The organism is Methylobacterium indicum, from assembly GCF_017347565.1.
Taxonomy (GTDB): domain Bacteria; phylum Pseudomonadota; class Alphaproteobacteria; order Rhizobiales; family Beijerinckiaceae; genus Methylobacterium; species Methylobacterium indicum.
In genome coordinates this window covers 6,396,656-6,414,634 of sequence record NZ_AP024145.1, presented here as the reverse complement: position 1 = coordinate 6,414,634, position 17,979 = coordinate 6,396,656, and the positions used below count along the sequence as shown (strand labels likewise).

Genomic DNA, 17,979 nt, shown 5'->3' with positions numbered 1-17,979 from the left:
GCCCGACGCGACATCACGGTGCCGGCACGGCGGGAGCCTCCCCCGCCCGGGCACTGCCGACACCGGGAAGCATAGGCTGAGCATGGCGACGAAGGCAACGGAACGAGACGAGACCGAGGCGGCCCCCGAGCAGCAGACCGACGGCCCGCTCCTCGACCTGACGGATGCCTCCGTCAAGCGGATGATCAAGCTCGCCAAGAAGCGCGGCTACGTCACCTACGACGAGCTGAACGAGGTGCTGCCCCAGGAGGAGTTCACCTCCGAGCAGATCGAGGACGTGCTCGGTCAGCTGTCCGAGCTGGGCGTGAACGTGGTCGAGGCCGAGGAGGCCGACGAGCAGCAGGGCGAGGCCCCGGCCCAGGAGGGCGCCGAGGAGGAAGAGGCGAGCGAGGGCGGCGAAGTCGCCGAGGTCGCCGCCGCCCGCCCCGTCGCCCTGCGCGCCGAGACCACCAAGGAGCCGACGGATCGCACCGACGATCCGGTGCGGATGTACCTGCGCGAGATGGGCTCGGTCGAGCTTCTCTCCCGCGAGGGCGAGATCGCGATCGCCAAGCGGATCGAGGCCGGGCGCGAGGCGATGATCGCCGGCCTGTGCGAGAGCCCGCTGACCTTCCAGGCCATCATCATCTGGCGCGACGAGCTCGTCGACGGCCGGGTGCTCCTGCGCGACATCATCGATCTCGAAGCCACCTATGCCGGCCCCGACGGCCGCGCCGGCCCCGCCGAGGGCGAGGGCGAGGCCGAGGAGGAGGGCGACGCCGAGGGCGAGACCCCGCCGGAAGGCGAGGGCGACGAGGACGACCTCGAGAACAACGTGTCGCTGTCGGCCATGGAGGCCGAGCTGAAGCCGCGCGTGCTCGAGACCTTCGACGCGATCGCCGAGAACTACCGCAAGCTGCGCAAGGTCCAGGCCGAGCAGGCCGAGACCCGGCTCAAGGGCGCCGAGGCCTCCGAGTCGCAAGGGCAGCGCTACTCCGAGCTGAAGAATACCGTCGTCGCCGACGTGAAGTCGCTGTCGCTCAACGCCAACCGCATCGAGGCGCTGGTCGAGCAGCTCTACGACATCAACAAGCGCCTGATCTCGCACGAGGGCCGCCTGATGCGGCTCGCCGAGAATCACGGCGTCGCCCGCGACGAGTTCCTGCGCCACTACCAGGGCTACGAGCTCGATCCGCACTGGGTCGAGCGGGTGGCCAAGCTCGGTGGCAAGGGCTGGAAGAATTTTACCGAGCGCGGCGCCGTCAACATCCTGACTTTGCGCGAGCAGATCATCTCGCTCGCCTCCGAGACCGGCCTGGAGATCCAGGAGTACCGGAAGATCGTTCACATGGTCCAGAAGGGCGAGCGCGAAGCCCGCCAGGCCAAGAAGGAGATGATCGAGGCGAACCTCCGGCTCGTGATCTCGATCGCCAAGAAGTACACCAACCGCGGCCTGCAGTTCCTGGACCTGATCCAGGAGGGCAATATCGGCCTGATGAAGGCCGTGGATAAGTTCGAGTATCGCCGCGGCTACAAGTTCTCGACTTACGCGACCTGGTGGATCCGGCAGGCGATCACCCGCTCGATCGCCGATCAGGCCCGCACGATCCGCATCCCGGTGCACATGATCGAGACGATCAACAAGATCGTCCGGACCTCGCGCCAGATGCTGCACGAGATCGGCCGCGAGCCGACCCCGGAGGAGCTGGCCGAGAAGCTGGCGATGCCGCTGGAGAAGGTCCGCAAGGTCCTCAAGATCGCCAAGGAGCCGATCTCCCTCGAGACTCCGATCGGCGACGAGGAGGATTCCCACCTCGGCGACTTCATCGAGGACAAGAACGTCGTCCTGCCGATCGACGCGGCGATCCAGTCGAACCTGCGCGAGACCACGACGCGGGTGCTCGCCTCGCTCACCCCCCGCGAGGAGCGGGTGCTGCGCATGCGCTTCGGCATCGGCATGAACACCGACCACACCCTCGAGGAGGTCGGCCAGCAATTCTCGGTGACCCGCGAGCGTATCCGCCAGATCGAGGCCAAGGCCCTGCGCAAGCTCAAGCACCCGAGCCGGTCGCGCAAGCTGCGCAGCTTCCTCGACAACTGAGCGTCACCACGATCAATCGCGAAAGGCCCGGGAGGCAGCCGCCTCCCGGGCCTTGTGCATTACAGCGGCGCGACGATCCGTGCCACGGCGCGCCGCACCAGCGGCAGGACGAGCAGCAGCGTCGGAAAGGCGACGATCCAGGAAAATCCCCAGGCGCGGGGCCAGTGCCACAGCGCATCGGACGTGGCGCCGAGGCTGAGCAGGGTCGCGATGCCTGAGACGATGCAGGTCATCAGGATCGAGAGCAGGAAGGCGGTCACCAGCGGCGCGGTCCGGGCCGGCAGGCGGCGCGGGGTGAGGAAGGTGGGCATGACGCGTCTTTCGAAGCGGATGGACCCGCCCGGACCAAGGCGACGCGCGCTTGCCCGGTGGAACCACCCAGGGAGCGCGTTGCTTGACGTGAGACGCTTACGGCCGGGCGGGACGGTGTCCCGGGGGCGACCGGAATGGTAGCCGATTCGTGGCGACCCGCCAAGGTTCGCCGGATCCTCCCGGTCGAGTGGGCGTACCGGTTGCCGATCGTCCCTGCCCCAAGCCTTGCCGTCCCGCACGGTGAAGCCCATGTCAGAGCCATGTCCGACCAGCCTCGCCCCAACTCCGCTCCGACGCCCACGGCCGCGGCGGACGGGTCGGAGGCGAGCGACATTCCGATCGGCCTGTTTCGCGAATGCGTGGCGCTGCGCGACTGGCTGCTCAGCGAAGGCGCGCGGCTGCCGGAATCCGGCGATCTCCTGGCCGGCATGGCCGAGCGGCTGAACGACCTCGGCGTGCCGGTCGACCGGGCGACCACCGCCATCGACGCCCTGCACTCGGACTATTCCGGCGTCGGCCGGTTCTGGACCCGGGAGGACGGCGTCAGCTTCCGCCTCTTTCCGCACGGCGAGGCGTCCGAGAAGGCGCTCTCCCGTTCTCCCTTCGCGCATGTCTACGCCACCGGCCAGTGGCTGATCCTCGATCTGCGCCAGACGCCCGACGACCAGTTCAGCATCGTCCCGGAGCTCAAAAGCGCGGGCTACACCCATTACATCACCGTACCGCTGTTCTTCACCAACGGCACTAAGAACGGCGTGACCTTCGCGACCCGCGATCCCCGCGGCTTTGCCGACGACGACCTCGCGATCCTGCGCTTCATCATCCCGACCCTGTCGGCGGTGATGGAGATGCGCGGGCTCAACGCGCGGCTCGACCACGTGCTGCGGGTCTATGTCGGCGACGGGCCGCACCAGGCGATTCTCGCCGGCTTCATCCGCCGCGGCCAGGTCGAGCGGATCCGCTCGGCGATCCTGTTCGCCGACATGCGCGGCTACACCCACCTCACCGACGCCCTCACCCCCGAGGCCTCGGTGGAGCTGCTGAACACCTATTTCGACTGCCTGGTGCCGCCGATCGAGAGCGAGGGCGGCGAGGTCTTGAAATACATGGGCGACGGCCTTCTCGCGATCTTTCGCGAGAGCGGCGACGATCTCGGCGGCGCGGCGCAGGGTGCGCTCTCGGCCGCGCAGGCGGCGTTGCGGCGCGTCGACGAAGCCAACCGGGCCGGGCGCTTTCCCACCCGCATCGAGATCGGCATCGCGCTTCACCACGGCGAGGCGGCCTACGGCAATGTCGGCTCCGGCGCGCGGCTCGATTTCACGGTGATCGGCCGCGACGTGAATCTGGCGAGCCGGCTCGCCAAGCTCAACAAGATCCTGTCCGAGCCCCTCCTGATGTCGAAGCCCTTCGTCGACTTCCTGTGGGGCGATCCCGAACTCCTCGGCACCCACCCCCTCGACGGCATTGCCGAGGAGATGGCGATCTACCGGCCCGGCAAGGGCGGTTGATCGAGGGCGGTTGACGAAAGTGGGCCGGCTCGCCACATTCCGGCTGTTCCAGGGAGATCCCCGGCAAGGGGCTGAGACACCGCTGGACTGCAGGCTCTTACGCCTCGGTCGGCGCGGAAATCCTTCGAACCTGATCCGGCTCATACCGGCGTAGGGATTGGACAGGCCCGTTCAGGGCTTCGCGCATCATCCGGTTGCCGGGCGCTGTCCACTCTCTTCGGGCGACCGTGGAGAACGAGGGTGCACGCGCAAGCGATCGGACGGCGGAGCGGGCCGGCGACATCCCCAGAGACCGACCGGCTGCCGGAGCGCGCCGATGTCGCGGTGATCGGCGCCGGGCTGATCGGCCTCTCGGTCGCCTGGCGGCTGGCGCGCGCCGGCCTCGCCGTCGCGGTGGTCGAGCGGGGCCGGGCCGGAGACGGGGCGAGCCTTGCCGCCACCGGCATGCTGGCGGCCGCCGCCGAGCACGAGCCCGGCGGCGAGGGCCTGTCGCCGCTCTGCGTCGAGAGCCAGCGCCTCTGGCACCCGTTCCGCGACGAGCTGGAGGCCGGATCCGGCCTGACCATCGACTACCGCCGCGAGGGCACGCTGGTCATCGCGCTCGGCCGCGACGAGGTCGAGCGCCTGCGCTTCCGCCACGAGCTGCAGCGGCGCGATGGCCTCGCCGCCGAGTGGCTGTCGGGCCCGGCGGTGCGCGCCCGCGAGCCGGGCCTGCGCCCCACCGTCACTGCCGGCCTCTTCTGCCCCGACGACCACCAGGTCGATCCCGCCCGGGTGATGGCGGCCCTCCGCCAAGCGCTGCGGGCGGCCGGCGGGCGGCTCGTCGAGGAGACGACCGTCACCGCACTCACCCGCGAGGGCGGGCGGGTCACCGGCATCGAGACCTCGGCCGGCGCGCTACGGGCCGGCACCACGGTGCTGGCCTCCGGCGCCTGGGCCGGGGAGGGGGGGCTGATCCCCGATCTCGCCCTGCCGGTGCGTCCGCTCAAGGGCCAGTCGATGGCGCTGCAGATGACGCCGCGCAGCGGCCGGCTCACCCACGTCGTCTGGACCGAGCAGGTCCACATGGCGCCGAAGGCCGACGGCACGCTGATCGTCGGCGCCACCGTGGAGGAGACCGGCTTCGACCCCCACCTCACCGCCGGCGGCCTCTACGCCCTGCTGGAGGGCGCCCGCCGGGCGCTTCCGGGCGTCGAGGAGATGCGGGTGGCCGGCGTCTGGAGCGGCTTTCGCCCGACCTCCGACGACGACGCCCCGATCCTCGGCGAGGCGCTGCCGGGCCTCGTGCTCGCCGCCGGCCACCACCGCAACGGCTACCTGCTCGCCCCCGTCACCGCCGAGGCGGTCGCCGCCCTGATCCTGCGCGGCGAGACGCTGCCGGTCGCCGCGCCCTTCGGCCTTGCCCGCTTCACCCCGTCGTCCCGCGAGACCCCATGAAGATCCTCGTCAACGGCGAGCCCCGCGACAGCGCGGCCGCCACCCTCGACGCCCTGTGGCGCGAGGAGACCGCCGACCTCGACCTCTCCGGCCCCCAGGGCTTCGCCATCGCCCTCAACGGCGCCGTGGTGCGCCAGCGCGCCTGGGCCGAAACGCCGCTCGGCGAGGGCGACCGCGTCGAGATCGTGCGCGCCATGCAGGGCGGGTAGCGGTTGGGAGATCGTTCGATAGGATCGTGCAGCATCACGGACGCTTTCACCATCCCCGCCCTCGACCTCATCCTGAGGTGTCAGTCCATCAGCGATGGACTGACCTCGAAGGAGGGCTCCAGAGATCGCAGCGGCTTCTGGAGCCCTCCTTCGAGGCTCAGCGATCTTTGATCGCCCGCACCTCAGGATGAAATTTGGGGTTGGAGATCGGGTGTCCGTTACTATGAATCAGCAGGCGGAGACATGTTTTCATGAACGCCTTCGTTTACATCCTTCGATGCGCCGATGGCAGCTATTATGTCGGCTCGGCACGTGGTGAGACCCTCGACAAGCGCCTCGGCGAGCACCAGACCGGCACCTATCCTGGCTACACCCGCGAGCGCCGACCCGTGACACTCGTCTATGCCGAAATGTTCGAGCGCATCACGGATGCGATCGCTATGGAGCGGCGCATCAAAGGTTGGGGTCGGGCAAAGAAGGAAGCGCTGATCCGAAGTGATTGGGATCGCCTCAAGCATTTGGCCAGACGAAACTGCGTCCAGAACAAGCTCGATGCAGGAACGATCGATCAGAAGAACTTTCCGGCAACGCTCGATGTTGTTGGTGATTCCCATCCTCCAACCTCATCCTGAGGTGCGGGCGATCGAAGATCGCTGAGCCTCGAAGGAGGGCTCCAGAAGCCGCTGCGATCTCTGGAGCCCTCCTTCGAGGCTCGCATGCGCTCGCACCTCAGGATGAGGTCGTGGGTGGGATATCGGCAAGACGCTCGGACGAACTACCTATGAAATCTGGAGAAACCCCATGACAGATTCCCACGACGATCCGTTCGTCATCGCCGGTACGACGCTCGCCTCGCGCCTCCTCATCGGCACCGCCGGCTATCCGACGCAGGCCATCATGAGCGAGGCGGTGCGGGCGAGCGGGGCCGAGGTGGTGACGGTCTCGATCCGCCGCATCTCGCTCCACGGCCACGGCTCGGACACGGTGGCGCGGCTGAAGGGCGCTCGCTTCCTGCCCAACACCGCCGGCTGCGAGACCGCCCGCGACGCGGTGATGACCGCGGAGCTCGCCCGCGAGGCGCTCGGCACCAACTGGATCAAGGTCGAGGTGATCGGCGACCGCGAGACGCTCTACCCGGACGTCGCCGAGACGATCGAGGCCACCCGCCAGCTGGTCGAGTCCGGCTTCGTCGTGCTGCCCTATTGCAACGACGATCCGGTGGTGTGCAGCCGGCTCGCCGATCTCGGGGCCGCCGCCGTGATGCCGATGGGCTCGCTCATCGGCTCCGGCATGGGCGTCGCCAACCCGGCGAACCTCGAACTGATCTGCCGCCGCTCCCCGGTGCCGGTGATCGTGGATGCCGGCATCGGCACCGCCTCGGACGCGGTGGTGGCGATGGAGCTGGGGGCCGCCGCCGTCCTCCTCAACACCGCCGTCGCCAAGGCCGACGATCCGGTGCGGATGGCCGCCGCGATGCGCCACGCCGTCGAGGCCGGCCGCCTGGCGCATCGCGCCGGCCGCATCCCGCGCCGCGCCCGGGCCGAGCCGTCGAGCCCGCAACTCGGCCTCGTCGGCTCGTGAGCCTGCCCGCCCGCCTCCTGGTCGTCACCGACCGGCACGGCTGCCCCGAGCCGCTGGAGACCCGCGTCGCCGCCTGCCTGGCGGCCGGCGCCCGCTGGATCTGGCTGCGCGATCGCGACCTGCCCGCCCCGGAGCGGGCGGCGCTCGCCGAACATCTCGTCGCCCAGCTCGCCCGGGTCGGTGGGGCACTGACCATCGGGCGCGACGTGGAACTGGCGGCGCAGGTGGGGGCGGCCGGCGTCCAGCTCGGCGACGCGGCGGCGGTCGCCCCGGCCCGGGCGCGGCTGGGGCAGGGGGCGCTGCTCGGCGTCTCGGCGCATTCGCTGGCCGAGGTGCGGGCGGCGCGGGAAGCGGGGGCGGATTACGTGACCCTGAGCCCGATTTTTTTGACGGCCAGCAAGCCGGGGTATGGGCCGGCCCTGGGGCTTACCGCGCTCGGCGAGGCGGCCGCCTTGATGCCGGTCGTGGCGCTGGGCGGCCTTGATCCGACGACGGCGCCGTCCTGCCGCGCGGTGGGGGCTGCAGCCGTGGCCATGATGGGGGCGGTGATGCGGGCACCGACGGTTGGGGTGCTGATCCAGGCGTCGATCTGAATCCGCGACCCGGCCCGCTTCAATCACCGCCCCGCAAGAGGCGTGGGTTATTTTTCTCCCGGGGGGTGAGGTCTGGGCTTCCGTTCAGTAATGAAAGCCGGCGCGCACGGTGGGAGTCCGCGAGTTGTTGCAAGAGCCTCGTTCGGATAACCCCGCAAAGTGGGCTTCCCAGCAATCCAGGCGAATGTTACGATTTGTACCATAGCGTCTATCGGGATGTTTTTGTGTGAAACAAAGTATTTAGTATCGTTTTTGTGATGTATTAATCAACTAATAGCGTCGAAATATGATCAACCGGCAGCGATATGACATGATCTCGACATTTCATTGAGACAAAGTAGGGGCAGTTTTTCCTCAGCAATTTCGAGGAAGCTTTCTGCAATGGTAGCAATCGGCTCACTATTTTCTACAGATTTGATCCAAAGATCGGGAAAATAACGTGCAAAATTTCCTAAAATATGCAGTGCGACATAAATGTAGCCAAATTCATTCATTATTGCATCCTTTTTCCAAAACATAACATTTTCCGTGGTTGTATTTATAGCTTCAGGGGTTAGACATTCATCAAAATACTCGCCAGTAGTTGATAGATTAAATATCCCACCTCCCATCTTTTCATTGCTGTAAAACTCAAATCCATCGACTCGCGGGTTTTTAAACTCGAAAAGGGAAAAAAATTGTCGCTTTCGTTTTGAGGCATTGGATGTATTATATGAGATATAACATTGGAATTATTTGCGTAATTTATGACTCTTTCGACCTTGCCTCTAACAAATTCAGAATCGACACCGTATGTGTGAAGGATAGTTGACATCGACGGTATGTTGCCGAGTGCGCTTATCAAGCTCATTCCAGATCTTTCGATGCGGCTGTATTCTACATCCCCAGGATACAAAATAGTTGCATGATGACTTACCGACGGCCCGTCAGCATAAAGTTCGGTATAGCGCCCTATGATCGGCATGCCTCTGGCAGATTTATGCCAGAGCTCGAATGTGCCGGCGCGCGTGGTTTTATTCCTAAACATCGGGATCGCCTTTAGCGCTGACGCAACAGACAAAAAATCAGAATGTTTCCGAATTTTTCTTCATCGGCCTGTAAGCTTAGGCCGTGATGGTTATGCTCAGACCGAGCCTTGTCCAGGCTGCTGTCTCCAGCTTGTTTCATAAGTATCTCAGCCAATGCTAAACTCATGCAGCTATAATATAATAAAACTGGCCTCGTTGCGAGTGTGGCGGTTTCGGCTGCTACCGCGTATTCTCTGGCCTGTATCAAAGAATATCTGATATGCGATGCTTGTTTATCTGCAAATTTTTTAAATTTATGTGGGACGGATAAAAGATTAATGTGACAATCTGATGTATATCTGACGTTATGAAATTTTCGCAGCTCTGACCAAGCATATCTTTTAATGTCTTTATTGCGTACAGTCGTATGTTTGGTAATTATCATGACTTCACCGTTTTTGTGGTCGATATTTTTCCAATCACGATTCCACTGCTTAAATCTAATATATGCTTCAAGTTATAAATAAATATAAGTATTAATTTGATATCCGCATATTGATTGTAGTTAACAGGTCATTTTTTTATAAAGCCACTGATATTTGCCGATTTTATATAATAAATTAATCAGTAGGAGTAATAACTTGATCGTATACTGGTGCGGACGGCGGGACTCGAACCCGCACGACCAGAGGTCGCAAGATTTTAAGTCTCGTGCGTCTACCGATTCCGCCACGTCCGCGCGGGACTTGCCCGATCCATCCGGGTTAGCCGGGGGCGGGGCCCAGATCAAGGCCCCGTTGCGGTCTCACAACCCTCAGGCCGGGCGCCAGCCGTAGAGCCAGGCGTAGCGCTCGGTCATCTGCTCGGGCCGCAGGCGTCCCATCACGAGGTCGCGGGCCGCGGCGACGAGGGGGCCGGCGTGGTAGACGCGGCCGTTGCGGCGGGCGTGGCTCTGGATCAGGCGCACCCGCTCGACCCGGGCCGCCGCGTAGGCGGACAACGCCGCCGGCACCGGCCGGTCGGCCTCGAGGCTGTGGGCCAGCACCGCGGCATCCTCGATCGCCATCGCGGCGCCCTGGGCCAGGAAGGGCAGCACCGGATGGGCGGCATCTCCCAAAAGCGCGATCCGGCCGCGGGCCATCGGGCGGGCGGCGGCGCGGTCGGTCAGCGGCCAGACCAGCCAGGATTCGGGTCGGGCGAGGAGGTCGGCGAGCGGCGGGGCGGCATCCGCGAAGGCGGCGCGCAGGCGCGCGGGGTCGCCCGTCCCGGCCCAGTCCTCGCCGCCGGGCTGGTCGGGCATCACCGCCACGAGGTTGAGCCGGCGCCCGGCATTGATCGGGTAATGCACGACGTGGCGGCGCGGGCCGAGCCACAGGCCGGTCTCGTCGGCGAGAAAAACCTCGGGCACCGCCTCGCGCGGCAGGGTGGCGCGCCAGGCCGATTCGCCGCGGGGGCGCAAGGGGCGCCGGTCGAGGGCGGCGCGCAGGCCCGAGCGCACGCCGTCGGCCGCCACCACGAGCTCGGCTTCGAGCGTCTCGCTGCGGCCGCCGTCGCTGGTGAGCGTCAGGGTGGCGTGGTCGGGGGTGTCGCGCACGCCCGCGACGGTGCGGCCGACGAGCAGGCGGATGCCGGGGCGGCCGCGGGCGGCGTCGAGCAAAATGGTCTGGAGGTCGGCGCGGTGGACGACCCAGTAGGGCGCGCCGAAGCGCTCGCGCATCGCGGCGCCGAGCGCGATCGCGCCGATCTCCCGCCCATGCGCGATGCCGCGGATGCGCACCCGCTCCGGCTCGCCGGCGACGCGGCGCAGCGGCAGGCCGAGGCCGAGATCGGTGAGCACCCGGCTGGCATTGGGGGAGAGCTGCAGGCCCGCCCCGACCTCGCTGAAGGCGGTGCGGCGCTCGACGAGGGTCACCGCGTGGCCGCGGGCGGCGAGCGCCAGGGCGGCGGTCAGCCCGCCGATGCCGGCCCCGACGATCGCGACGCGCAGGCCCGGCCGGTCGGCGACCGGCCGTCCCGGCGCGGGAGGGAGCGCCAAGGCCTACTCGGCCGCGAGGCGGGCGCGGTCGTCCCAGACGCTGGAGGCCGGCGCCGCGGTCCCGGCCTTCAAGCTCGGGTTGTAGCGGTACAGCGTCGAGCAGTACTGGCAGATGATCTCGGAATCGGCGCCCATGTCGAGGAAGACGTGGGGATGGTCGAACGGCGGCAGCGCGCCGATGCACATGAACTCCTTCGAGCCCACCTGGATGACCTGGACGCCGTCCTGGTTGTGGAAGTGCGGGACCGCCTTGTCTGCCATCGCGTCCGGGTTCCTGACTGCGCGGGGCGTGAGCCCCCGATTCTCGCGGGGCGCGCGCGGGCCCCGATCCTCGCGCTCTCCTAGCCCCTCGGCGGCGCCGCGCCTAGAGCATTTTCCGACGAAGTGGATGCCGGTTCGTCGACGAAAATGCGGCAAAATCAAGATCCTAGACAGCTTTGCGATCGCAACGCGATCGTGAAGCGCTCGAGGGGTGCGGGCGCAGGCGTGCCCCACCCGCGGCCCGCCGCCGCCGTTTGGTCACGGTCCTGCGGCATCGGGGGGCCCGACAAGGCTTCGTCACACGAGAGGATCGCCCGTGACCCGTTTCCCGCCGAGGCTCGCCCTCCTCGCCGCCGCCCTCGGCGCCTCCCTCCTGGCGGCGCCGGCGGCGCAGGCCCAGAGCCGCACCGTCGTCGGTGCCGGGGCCGGCGCGGTGGCGGGCGCCCTCGTGGCCGGACCGATCGGCGCGGTGGTGGGCGGGGTCGTCGGCGCCGCCTGGGGCGAATCGGGCCGGCGCCCGCGCCGGGTCGCCCGGCGGGCGCGTCGCCACCCCATCGCCGCGCGGTACGCCGCGCCGCGTCCGGTCGCCCGGATCGCCCAGCGCGAGGGCAGCCGGCCGCGGGCCTGGGTCGATCCGCGCTGAGCGCGCGCATCGCTTCGGGTCCTTGGCTTCGGGTCCTTGGCTTCGGCGCCGGAACCCCCTACATCGAACGGCATCCCACGCCGCGCCAGCAGCATCTTTTTCGGGCCCCCGATGAGTCGTGACGAGCAGAGTGCGGTCAAGGACGGCCGCCGGCAGGAGCCGCCGATCCACGGCCCCGAGGCCTTCGCGGCCATGCGCAAGGCCGGCCGGCTCACCGCCGAGGCCCTGGACCTTCTGATGGAGGCGGTGACGCCGGGCGTCACCACCGAGGCGCTCGACCGCCTCGCCTATACCTTCGCGATGGACCACGGCGCCTTTCCGGCCTCGCTGCATTACCGCGGCTACCCGAAATCGATCTGCACCTCGATCAACCACGTCGTCTGCCACGGCATCCCGAACGACAAGCCGCTGCGCGAGGGCGACATCGTCAACCTCGACATCTGCCTGATCGTCGACGGCTGGCATGGTGATTCGAGCCGCATGGCCTATGTCGGCGAGGTGCCCCGCAAGGCCGCGCGCCTGTGCGAGATCACCCACGAGGCGATGATGCGCGGCATCGCGGCGATCAAGCCCGGCGGCACCACCAACGACATCGGCGCGGCGATCCAGGCTTTTGCGGAAGGCGAGCGCTGCTCGGTGGTGCGCGACTTCTGCGGCCACGGCCTCGGCCGGACCTACCACGACGCGCCGACCATCCTGCATTACGTCGAGCCGAGCTACAGCGTCGCCCTGAAGCCGGGCCAGTTCTTCACCGTCGAGCCGATGATCAATCTCGGCCGCCCGCACGTGAAGGTGCTGGCCGACGGCTGGACGGCGGTGACCCGCGACCGCTCGCTCTCGGCCCAGTTCGAGCACACCGTGGCGGTGACCGAGACCGGCGTCGAGATCTTCACGCTCTCGCCCAAGGGGCTGGACAAGCCGATCGACACCGCCGCCACCGCCTGAGCGCCCGGCCATGGCCCGCCCGCCCCGCAGCGATCCGGGTTTCGCGGAGATGGGCGCGCCCGCCGTGGCCCCGCCGAAGGCCGAGGAGCCGCACTACCACGGCCATCGCGACCGCCTGCGCGCCCGCTTCGCGCAGGGCGACACGCTGCCCGACTACGAGTTCCTCGAACTGGTGCTCTTCCGCGCCATCCCGCGCCGGGACGTGAAGCCGATCGCCAAGGCGCTGATCGCCCGCTTCGGCAGCTTCGCCGAGGTGATCAGCGCCCCGCCCGAGCGGCTGATGGAGGTCGACGGGATCGGCCCCGCCGTCGTCACCGACCTCAAGATCATGGAGGCCGCCGGCCGGCGCCTCGCCCGCGGCGCGGTCGTCGAGCGCACGCTCCTGTCCTCCTGGGCCGCCGTGATCGATTATTGCCGGGCCGCCATGGCGTTCGCGCCGCGCGAGGAATTCCGGCTCCTCTTCCTCGACAAGCGCAACCGCCTGATCGCCGACGAGGTGCAGGGCCGCGGCACCGTCGACCACACCCCGGTCTATCCCCGCGAGGTGGTGCGCCGGGCGCTCGAACTCTCCGCCACCGCCCTGATCCTCGTCCACAACCACCCCTCGGGCGACCCGACGCCGTCCCAGGCGGACATCAAGATGACCCGGGACATCGTGGCGGTGGCCGGCCCCCTCGGCATCGTCGTCCACGACCACATCATCGTCGGGCGCGAGGGCCATGCGAGCTTCCGCGGGCTCAAGCTGATCTGAGCGACGGGTCGCCGGCCGGTCGATTTCCCGTGCCGAAACGCCTAAAAATTGAGCAGATTTTCGCGTCGCCCGGTCGATCGCGTCCCGCTTCGCCTGACCCAGCGCAAAGACGTGTGAGGCACAGGCGCGAAGGACGCATTTCCTTTGCCTTGGCCCCCGTCTTGCGTCTAGCTTCGGCGGAAACAGAGGGACGCCCATGCCGCTCAGCGCGTTCAACGAGATGACGGGAGCCCAGGAGAGCGGACTGGACCCGGCCGTCGTGCGCGAGGCGTACGCGGCACTCAAAACCTGGCTCGACACGACTCCGCCCGAGCAGTTCGACACCCGGCGGAGCCAGGCCGAGCTGTTCTTCCGCCGGATCGGGATCACCTTCGCGGTCTACGGCGACAACGAATCGACCGAGCGGCTGATCCCGTTCGACATCATCCCGCGGGTGCTGACCAAGCCCGAATGGGGTTTTCTCGAGCGCGGCCTCAAGCAGCGCGTCACCGCGCTCAACATGTTCCTGGCCGACATCTACGGCCCGCAGGAATGCATCAAGGCCGGGATCATCCCGGGCGACCTCGTCTACCGCAACCCGCATTACCGGCTGGAGATGCGGGACTTCGAGGTGCCGCACGGCAAGTACGTCCACATCGCCGGCATCGACATCGTGCGCACCGGCGAAGACCAGTTCTTCGTGCTGGAGGACAATGCCCGCACGCCGTCCGGGGTCTCCTACATGCTGGAGAACCGCGAGGTGATGCTGCGGCTCTTCCCCGAGCTGTTCTCCAAGCACCGGGTCTCCCCGGTCGAGGCCTATCCGGACGCGCTGCTCGCCACCCTGCGCAGCCTGGCGCCGATGCGCGCCGCCCGCGATCCGAGCGTGGTGCTGCTCACCCCGGGCCGCTTCAACTCCGCCTTCTATGAGCACTCGTTCCTGGCCGACAAGCTCGGCGTCGACCTCGTCGAGGCTTCCGACCTCTTCACCAAGGACGACGTGGTCTACATGCGGACCACCGAGGGCCCGCGCCGGGTCGACGTGATCTACCGCCGGATCGACGACGACTTCCTCGACCCCCTGGTCTTCCGGCCCGATTCGGTCCTCGGCGTGCCGGGGCTGATGAGCGCCTACCAGAGCGGCAACGTCACGCTCGCCAACGCGGTCGGCACCGGCATCGCCGACGACAAGGCGGTCTACAGCTACATGCCGGAGATCGTGCGCTTCTTCACCGGCGAGGAGCCGATCCTGCACAACGTGCCGACTTGGCGCTGCCGCGAGAAGGAGGCGCTGTCCCACGTGCTGGCCAATCTCGGCGATCTCGTGGTCAAGGAGGTCAACGGCTCGGGCGGCTACGGCATGCTGGTCGGTCCTCACGCCACCAAGCGCGAGATCGAGGAGTTCGGCCGCAAGCTGCGGCACGCGCCGGACGGCTTCATCGCCCAGCCGACGCTGGCGCTGTCGACCTGCCCGACCTTCGTCGCCTCCGGCGTCGCGCCCCGCCACGTCGATCTCCGGCCCTTCGTGCTAGCGGGCGCCGACGACATCCGCATCGTGCCGGGCGGGCTCACCCGCGTCGCGCTGAAGGAGGGGTCGCTCGTCGTCAATTCGAGCCAGGGCGGTGGCACCAAGGACACCTGGGTGCTCGACGGCTGACAGAGCGCGCCCGCGCCGCCCGCCCCGCATTCAGGACCCGGCCGTGCGCCCCCGCGCCCGGCCCGGTCCGCCCGCACTGCCACAGCGTGAGCCTCCCTCAGCCGCCATGCTCTCCCGCACCGCCGACAACCTCTACTGGCTCTCGCGCTACGCCGAGCGTGCCGACTTCGTCGCCCGCATTCTCGATGCGGCGCTCCGCCTCTCCGCCCTGCCGGCCAATTACGGCGGCAGCGACGCGAACGAGTGGGAATCCGCGCTCGCCTCGGCCGGCAACATCGAGCTGTTTCGCCCGCTCTACGACAGCGTCAACGAGCATACCGTCCGCGACTTCCTGGCCTTCAGCCCCAACAACCCGTCCTCGATCCGCTCCTGCCTGCAGACCGCCCGGGAGAACGCCCGCAGCGTGCGCACGGCGCTGACGAGCGAGATGTGGGAGGCGATCAACGAGGCCTTCCTGCACCTGCGCAGCTTCGAGGGCCGGGACATGACCCGGGAGGAGTTCGCCCGCTTCCTCGACTGGGTGAAGGGCGTCTCCCTCGCCTTCGACGGCTCGGCCTACCGGACGATGCTGCGCAACGACGCGTTCTGGTTCACCCGGCTCGGCATCGCCATCGAGCGGGCCGACAACACCGCCCGCATCCTCGACGTGAAGTACCACGTGCTCCTGCCCGAGACCGAGCGGGTCGGCGGCAGCCTCGACTACTTCCAGTGGACCACGATCCTGCGCGAGGTCTCGGCGCTCACCGCCTATCACTGGGTCTACCGCGAGAGCATCAAGCCCTGGCTGGTGGCCGACCTCCTGATCCTCAACCGGGAGATGCCGCGCTCGCTCGCCAATTGCTACGGGATGCTGGTGCGCAACCTCGACCTCATCGCCGACGCCTACGGCCGGCACGGGCCGAGCCAGCGGCTGGCCCGCGGGATGCTCGCCCGCCTCGACGACCTGACGGTGGAGGAGATCTTCGCCTCCGGCCTGCACGAGTTCATCGAAGAGTTCATCGCCGAGAACAACCGGCTCGGGGCGGCGATCGTCGAGCAGTACCTTGGGTGAACGCCGCCGGCTCGGGCGACGCCGCCGGTTTCGCCCGGCCGCGGAGCGGTGTATAGCACCGCCCCGCACGGCCCCGCTTTAATCGTGACAGCGAGCTTCGCGACCCCATGCGCATCCGCGTCGTCCACGAGACGGTCTACCAGTACGACAATCCCGCCCGGAACCTGATCCAGATGCTGCGGCTGACGCCGCGGGACCACGACGGGCAGCACGTCCGGTCCTGGCGCATCGAGCCGACGGTGGACGGCCGCCTGAGCCGGCGCGAGGACGGCTTCGGCAACATCGTCCACGTCTTCAGCGCCGACGGGCCGGAGGAGGCCCTGGCGATCCGCGTCGTCGGCGAGGTCGAGACCACCGAGACCCACGGGGTGATGCGCGGCACCGCCGAGTGGCTGCCCGACCCGTTCTACCTGCGCGAATCGCGTTTCGCCGTCGCCGACGAGGCGATCCGGGCCTTTGCCGAGGACGCGGCGGGTGGAGCGAAGGACCGTCTCGACCAGCTGCACCGGCTCCTCGCCGGCGTCCACCAGACCGTCGACTACGCCCCCGGCCCGACCGGGACCGCCACCACGGCGGCGGAGGCCTTCGCCCTGCGCAAGGGCGTCGGCCAGGACCTCGCCCACGTCTTCATCGCGGCGGCGCGCCACCTCGAGATCCCGGTGCGCTACGTCTCGGGCTATTGCTGGCGGCCCGACGCCCCCGAGCAGGAGGCGGGCCACGCCTGGGTCGAGGCCCGGGTGCCGGATCTCGGCTGGGTCGGGTTCGATCCCGCCCACGGCATCGCGGTGACCGACGCCCATCTGCGGGTGACGATCGGGCTCGACTACCTCGACGCCGCGCCGGTCCGCGGCAGCCGCACCGGCGGCGGGACCGAGACCATGACGGTGCGGGTCCGCGTCGACGATGCCCGCGCGCAGGCGCAGGCCCAGCAGAGCCAGGACGCGACGGCGAGCGACGTCCCGGGCGAGAGCCCGCCCGTCGAGGCCCCCGTCATCCGGCACCAGGCGCAGGTCGGCTGACCCCCCCTGTGGCGCCGCCGCGATAGCGGCGCGCCACCTCACCCCGGGGAAGCGGATTCGGCTGGATTCGGTACACCGCCTGCGCCAGGGTGGCGCCGCGCGCGGTGCCGGACCGCCCGCCTGACGAATCGCCGGGGGCGGTGAGCGATGACCTATTGCGTCGGGATCCTGGTGGAGGAGGGTCTCGTCATGATCGCCGACACCCGCACGAATGCGGGGCTCGACGACATTTCGACCTACCGCAAGCTCCACATGTTCACGAAGCCCGGTGAACGCGTGCTGGCGCTGGCCTCGGCCGGCAACCTCTCGGTGACCCAGTCGGTGCTGGCGCTCCTGACCGAGGGGGTCGAGGACCCCGATACCGGCAAGCTCGAGACGATCTACGACGCGCCGACGATGTTCCGCGCCGCCCAGCTCATCGGCCGCGCGACACGCAAGGTGCGGGCGATCGAGCGCGCCGGGTTCGAGGCCGCGCAGCTGCGCTTCGAGGTGTCGTTCCTGTTCGGCGGCCAGATCGGCGACGGGCCGATGCGGCTCTACATGATCTACTCCGCCGGCAACTTCATCGCCTGCAGCCAGGACGCGCCGTTCCTGCAGATCGGCGAGCACAAGTACGGCAAGCCAATCCTCGACCGCGCCGTAACCTACAAGACCGACATCTACGACGCGCTGAAGGTCGGGCTCGTGTCGATGGACTCGACCATGCGGTCGAACCTCGGCGTCGGCCTGCCGATCGACCTCACGGTGATCCGCCGCAACACCTGCGACACCGAGGTGCTGCACCGGATCGAGGCGGGCGAGCCCTACTTCCACGATCTGCGCGAGCGCTGGTCGGCGGCCCTGCGGGCCGCCCACCGGGCGATCCCGCGGCCGCCCTACGGGCCGGGGGCGAAGTAGCCCGCCCCGGCCCG

19 protein-coding genes, 1 tRNA gene and 1 riboswitch are annotated in these 17,979 nt (G+C 68.0%); of the genes, 14 read left to right on the top strand and 6 right to left on the bottom strand.

The window, feature by feature from the left end; translation table 11 throughout:
* Nucleotides 1-82: 82 nt before the first annotated feature.
* On the top strand, nt 83-2,080 hold the full coding sequence (gene rpoD / locus miv_RS29755) for an RNA polymerase sigma factor RpoD (protein WP_048428705.1): 1,998 nt from the start codon (nt 83-85) through the stop codon (nt 2,078-2,080).
* Between the two features lie 59 nt (nt 2,081-2,139).
* On the opposite strand, the gene miv_RS29750 is transcribed toward rpoD, so the two are convergent.
* Entirely contained in the window at nt 2,140-2,391 is a 252-nt protein-coding gene (locus miv_RS29750) for a DUF2798 domain-containing protein (RefSeq protein WP_207180600.1), read from the bottom strand.
* Nucleotides 2,392-2,652: 261 nt separating this feature from the next.
* On the opposite strand from miv_RS29750, the gene miv_RS29745 reads away from it, so the two are divergent.
* The 6 genes from miv_RS29745 to miv_RS29720 all read left to right on the top strand — a co-directional run bounded on the left by miv_RS29745 (nt 2,653) and on the right by miv_RS29720 (nt 7,720).
* Nucleotides 2,653-3,900 (top strand): adenylate/guanylate cyclase domain-containing protein, encoded by a 1,248-nt coding sequence (locus miv_RS29745; protein ID WP_207180597.1) that lies wholly within the window; start codon nt 2,653-2,655, stop codon nt 3,898-3,900.
* Between the two features lie 41 nt (nt 3,901-3,941).
* A riboswitch (TPP riboswitch) is annotated at nt 3,942-4,075 on the top strand.
* Nucleotides 4,076-4,140: 65 nt separating this feature from the next.
* Nucleotides 4,141-5,337: a glycine oxidase ThiO gene (gene thiO / locus miv_RS29740; RefSeq protein WP_207180595.1), complete on the top strand. Its 1,197-nt coding sequence runs from the start codon at nt 4,141-4,143 to the stop codon at nt 5,335-5,337.
* The gene (gene thiS / locus miv_RS29735) at nt 5,334-5,546 is read left to right on the top strand and encodes a sulfur carrier protein ThiS (RefSeq protein WP_060848735.1); all 213 of its coding nucleotides are present in this window, start codon (nt 5,334-5,336) and stop codon (nt 5,544-5,546) included. The genes thiO and thiS overlap by 4 nt, the downstream gene beginning before the upstream one ends.
* Nucleotides 5,547-5,797: 251 nt before the next feature.
* Nucleotides 5,798-6,178 carry a GIY-YIG nuclease family protein gene (locus miv_RS29730; RefSeq protein ID WP_207180593.1) on the top strand — a complete coding sequence of 127 codons (381 nt, stop codon included), beginning with the start codon at nt 5,798-5,800 and terminating at the stop codon, nt 6,176-6,178.
* A gap of 169 nt (nt 6,179-6,347) precedes the next feature.
* Nucleotides 6,348-7,127 (top strand): thiazole synthase, encoded by a 780-nt coding sequence (gene thiG, locus miv_RS29725; RefSeq protein ID WP_091745674.1) that lies wholly within the window; start codon nt 6,348-6,350, stop codon nt 7,125-7,127.
* Nucleotides 7,124-7,720: a thiamine phosphate synthase gene (locus miv_RS29720; RefSeq protein ID WP_207180591.1), complete on the top strand. Its 597-nt coding sequence runs from the start codon at nt 7,124-7,126 to the stop codon at nt 7,718-7,720. The genes thiG and miv_RS29720 overlap by 4 nt, the downstream gene beginning before the upstream one ends.
* A 290-nt stretch (nt 7,721-8,010) precedes the next feature.
* Here the strand turns inward: miv_RS29720 and miv_RS29715 are convergent, their stop codons facing one another.
* From miv_RS29715 to miv_RS29695, 5 genes are all read right to left on the bottom strand, one after another.
* Nucleotides 8,011-8,331 carry a YaaC family protein gene (locus miv_RS29715; RefSeq protein ID WP_207180589.1) on the bottom strand — a complete coding sequence of 107 codons (321 nt, stop codon included), beginning with the start codon at nt 8,329-8,331 and terminating at the stop codon, nt 8,011-8,013.
* A gap of 427 nt (nt 8,332-8,758) precedes the next feature.
* Nucleotides 8,759-9,172: a YaaC family protein gene (locus miv_RS33970; protein ID WP_207180587.1), complete on the bottom strand. Its 414-nt coding sequence runs from the start codon at nt 9,170-9,172 to the stop codon at nt 8,759-8,761.
* A gap of 208 nt (nt 9,173-9,380) precedes the next feature.
* Nucleotides 9,381-9,466 (bottom strand) — tRNA-Leu (locus tag miv_RS29705).
* A gap of 75 nt (nt 9,467-9,541) precedes the next feature.
* Nucleotides 9,542-10,762, bottom strand: a complete 1,221-nt coding sequence (locus miv_RS29700) for an FAD-dependent oxidoreductase (RefSeq protein WP_244748790.1) — start codon at nt 10,760-10,762, stop codon at nt 9,542-9,544.
* 3 nt (nt 10,763-10,765) lie between these two features.
* The gene (locus tag miv_RS29695) at nt 10,766-11,023 is read right to left on the bottom strand and encodes a zinc-finger domain-containing protein (RefSeq protein ID WP_048428697.1); all 258 of its coding nucleotides are present in this window, start codon (nt 11,021-11,023) and stop codon (nt 10,766-10,768) included.
* 316 nt (nt 11,024-11,339) lie between these two features.
* On the opposite strand from miv_RS29695, the gene miv_RS29690 reads away from it, so the two are divergent.
* The 7 genes from miv_RS29690 to miv_RS29660 all read left to right on the top strand — a co-directional run bounded on the left by miv_RS29690 (nt 11,340) and on the right by miv_RS29660 (nt 17,965).
* Complete coding sequence (locus miv_RS29690) at nt 11,340-11,666, top strand: DUF456 family protein (RefSeq protein ID WP_048428696.1); 327 nt, start codon at nt 11,340-11,342, stop codon at nt 11,664-11,666.
* Nucleotides 11,667-11,777: 111 nt separating this feature from the next.
* The gene (gene map / locus miv_RS29685) at nt 11,778-12,611 is read left to right on the top strand and encodes a type I methionyl aminopeptidase (RefSeq protein ID WP_048461350.1); all 834 of its coding nucleotides are present in this window, start codon (nt 11,778-11,780) and stop codon (nt 12,609-12,611) included.
* A 10-nt stretch (nt 12,612-12,621) separates the two neighbouring features.
* The gene (gene radC / locus miv_RS29680; protein ID WP_048461349.1) at nt 12,622-13,362 is read left to right on the top strand and encodes a RadC family protein; all 741 of its coding nucleotides are present in this window, start codon (nt 12,622-12,624) and stop codon (nt 13,360-13,362) included.
* Between the two features lie 196 nt (nt 13,363-13,558).
* Nucleotides 13,559-14,998, top strand: coding sequence for a circularly permuted type 2 ATP-grasp protein (locus tag miv_RS29675; protein ID WP_048431258.1), 1,440 nt, complete (start codon nt 13,559-13,561; stop codon nt 14,996-14,998).
* 106 nt (nt 14,999-15,104) lie between these two features.
* The gene (locus tag miv_RS29670) at nt 15,105-16,049 is read left to right on the top strand and encodes an alpha-E domain-containing protein (protein WP_048431257.1); all 945 of its coding nucleotides are present in this window, start codon (nt 15,105-15,107) and stop codon (nt 16,047-16,049) included.
* A gap of 107 nt (nt 16,050-16,156) precedes the next feature.
* On the top strand, nt 16,157-17,068 hold the full coding sequence (locus tag miv_RS29665) for a transglutaminase family protein (protein WP_207180586.1): 912 nt from the start codon (nt 16,157-16,159) through the stop codon (nt 17,066-17,068).
* A gap of 147 nt (nt 17,069-17,215) precedes the next feature.
* Nucleotides 17,216-17,965 carry a proteasome-type protease gene (locus tag miv_RS29660; protein WP_048431256.1) on the top strand — a complete coding sequence of 250 codons (750 nt, stop codon included), beginning with the start codon at nt 17,216-17,218 and terminating at the stop codon, nt 17,963-17,965.
* Nucleotides 17,966-17,979: the final 14 nt, after the last annotated feature.

Bases quoted from the DNA above. Each gene is read 5' to 3' on its own strand.
- rpoD (WP_048428705.1), top strand. From the start codon at position 83: ATGGCGACGAAGGCAACGGAACGAGACGAGACCGAGGCGGCCCCCGAG.
- miv_RS29750 (WP_207180600.1), bottom strand. From the start codon at position 2,391: ATGCCCACCTTCCTCACCCCGCGCCGCCTGCCGGCCCGGACCGCGCCG.
- miv_RS29745 (WP_207180597.1), top strand. From the start codon at position 2,653: ATGTCCGACCAGCCTCGCCCCAACTCCGCTCCGACGCCCACGGCCGCG.
- miv_RS29730 (WP_207180593.1), top strand. From the start codon at position 5,798: ATGAACGCCTTCGTTTACATCCTTCGATGCGCCGATGGCAGCTATTAT.
- miv_RS29670 (WP_048431257.1), top strand. From the start codon at position 15,105: ATGCTCTCCCGCACCGCCGACAACCTCTACTGGCTCTCGCGCTACGCC.
- thiG (WP_091745674.1), top strand. From the start codon at position 6,348: ATGACAGATTCCCACGACGATCCGTTCGTCATCGCCGGTACGACGCTC.
- miv_RS29715 (WP_207180589.1), bottom strand. From the start codon at position 8,331: ATGGGAGGTGGGATATTTAATCTATCAACTACTGGCGAGTATTTTGAT.
- map (WP_048461350.1), top strand. From the start codon at position 11,778: ATGAGTCGTGACGAGCAGAGTGCGGTCAAGGACGGCCGCCGGCAGGAG.
- miv_RS29665 (WP_207180586.1), top strand. From the start codon at position 16,157: ATGCGCATCCGCGTCGTCCACGAGACGGTCTACCAGTACGACAATCCC.
- miv_RS29695 (WP_048428697.1), bottom strand. From the start codon at position 11,023: ATGGCAGACAAGGCGGTCCCGCACTTCCACAACCAGGACGGCGTCCAG.
- miv_RS29675 (WP_048431258.1), top strand. From the start codon at position 13,559: ATGCCGCTCAGCGCGTTCAACGAGATGACGGGAGCCCAGGAGAGCGGA.
- thiS (WP_060848735.1), top strand. From the start codon at position 5,334: ATGAAGATCCTCGTCAACGGCGAGCCCCGCGACAGCGCGGCCGCCACC.
- radC (WP_048461349.1), top strand. From the start codon at position 12,622: ATGGCCCGCCCGCCCCGCAGCGATCCGGGTTTCGCGGAGATGGGCGCG.
- miv_RS33970 (WP_207180587.1), bottom strand. From the start codon at position 9,172: ATGATAATTACCAAACATACGACTGTACGCAATAAAGACATTAAAAGA.
- miv_RS29660 (WP_048431256.1), top strand. From the start codon at position 17,216: ATGACCTATTGCGTCGGGATCCTGGTGGAGGAGGGTCTCGTCATGATC.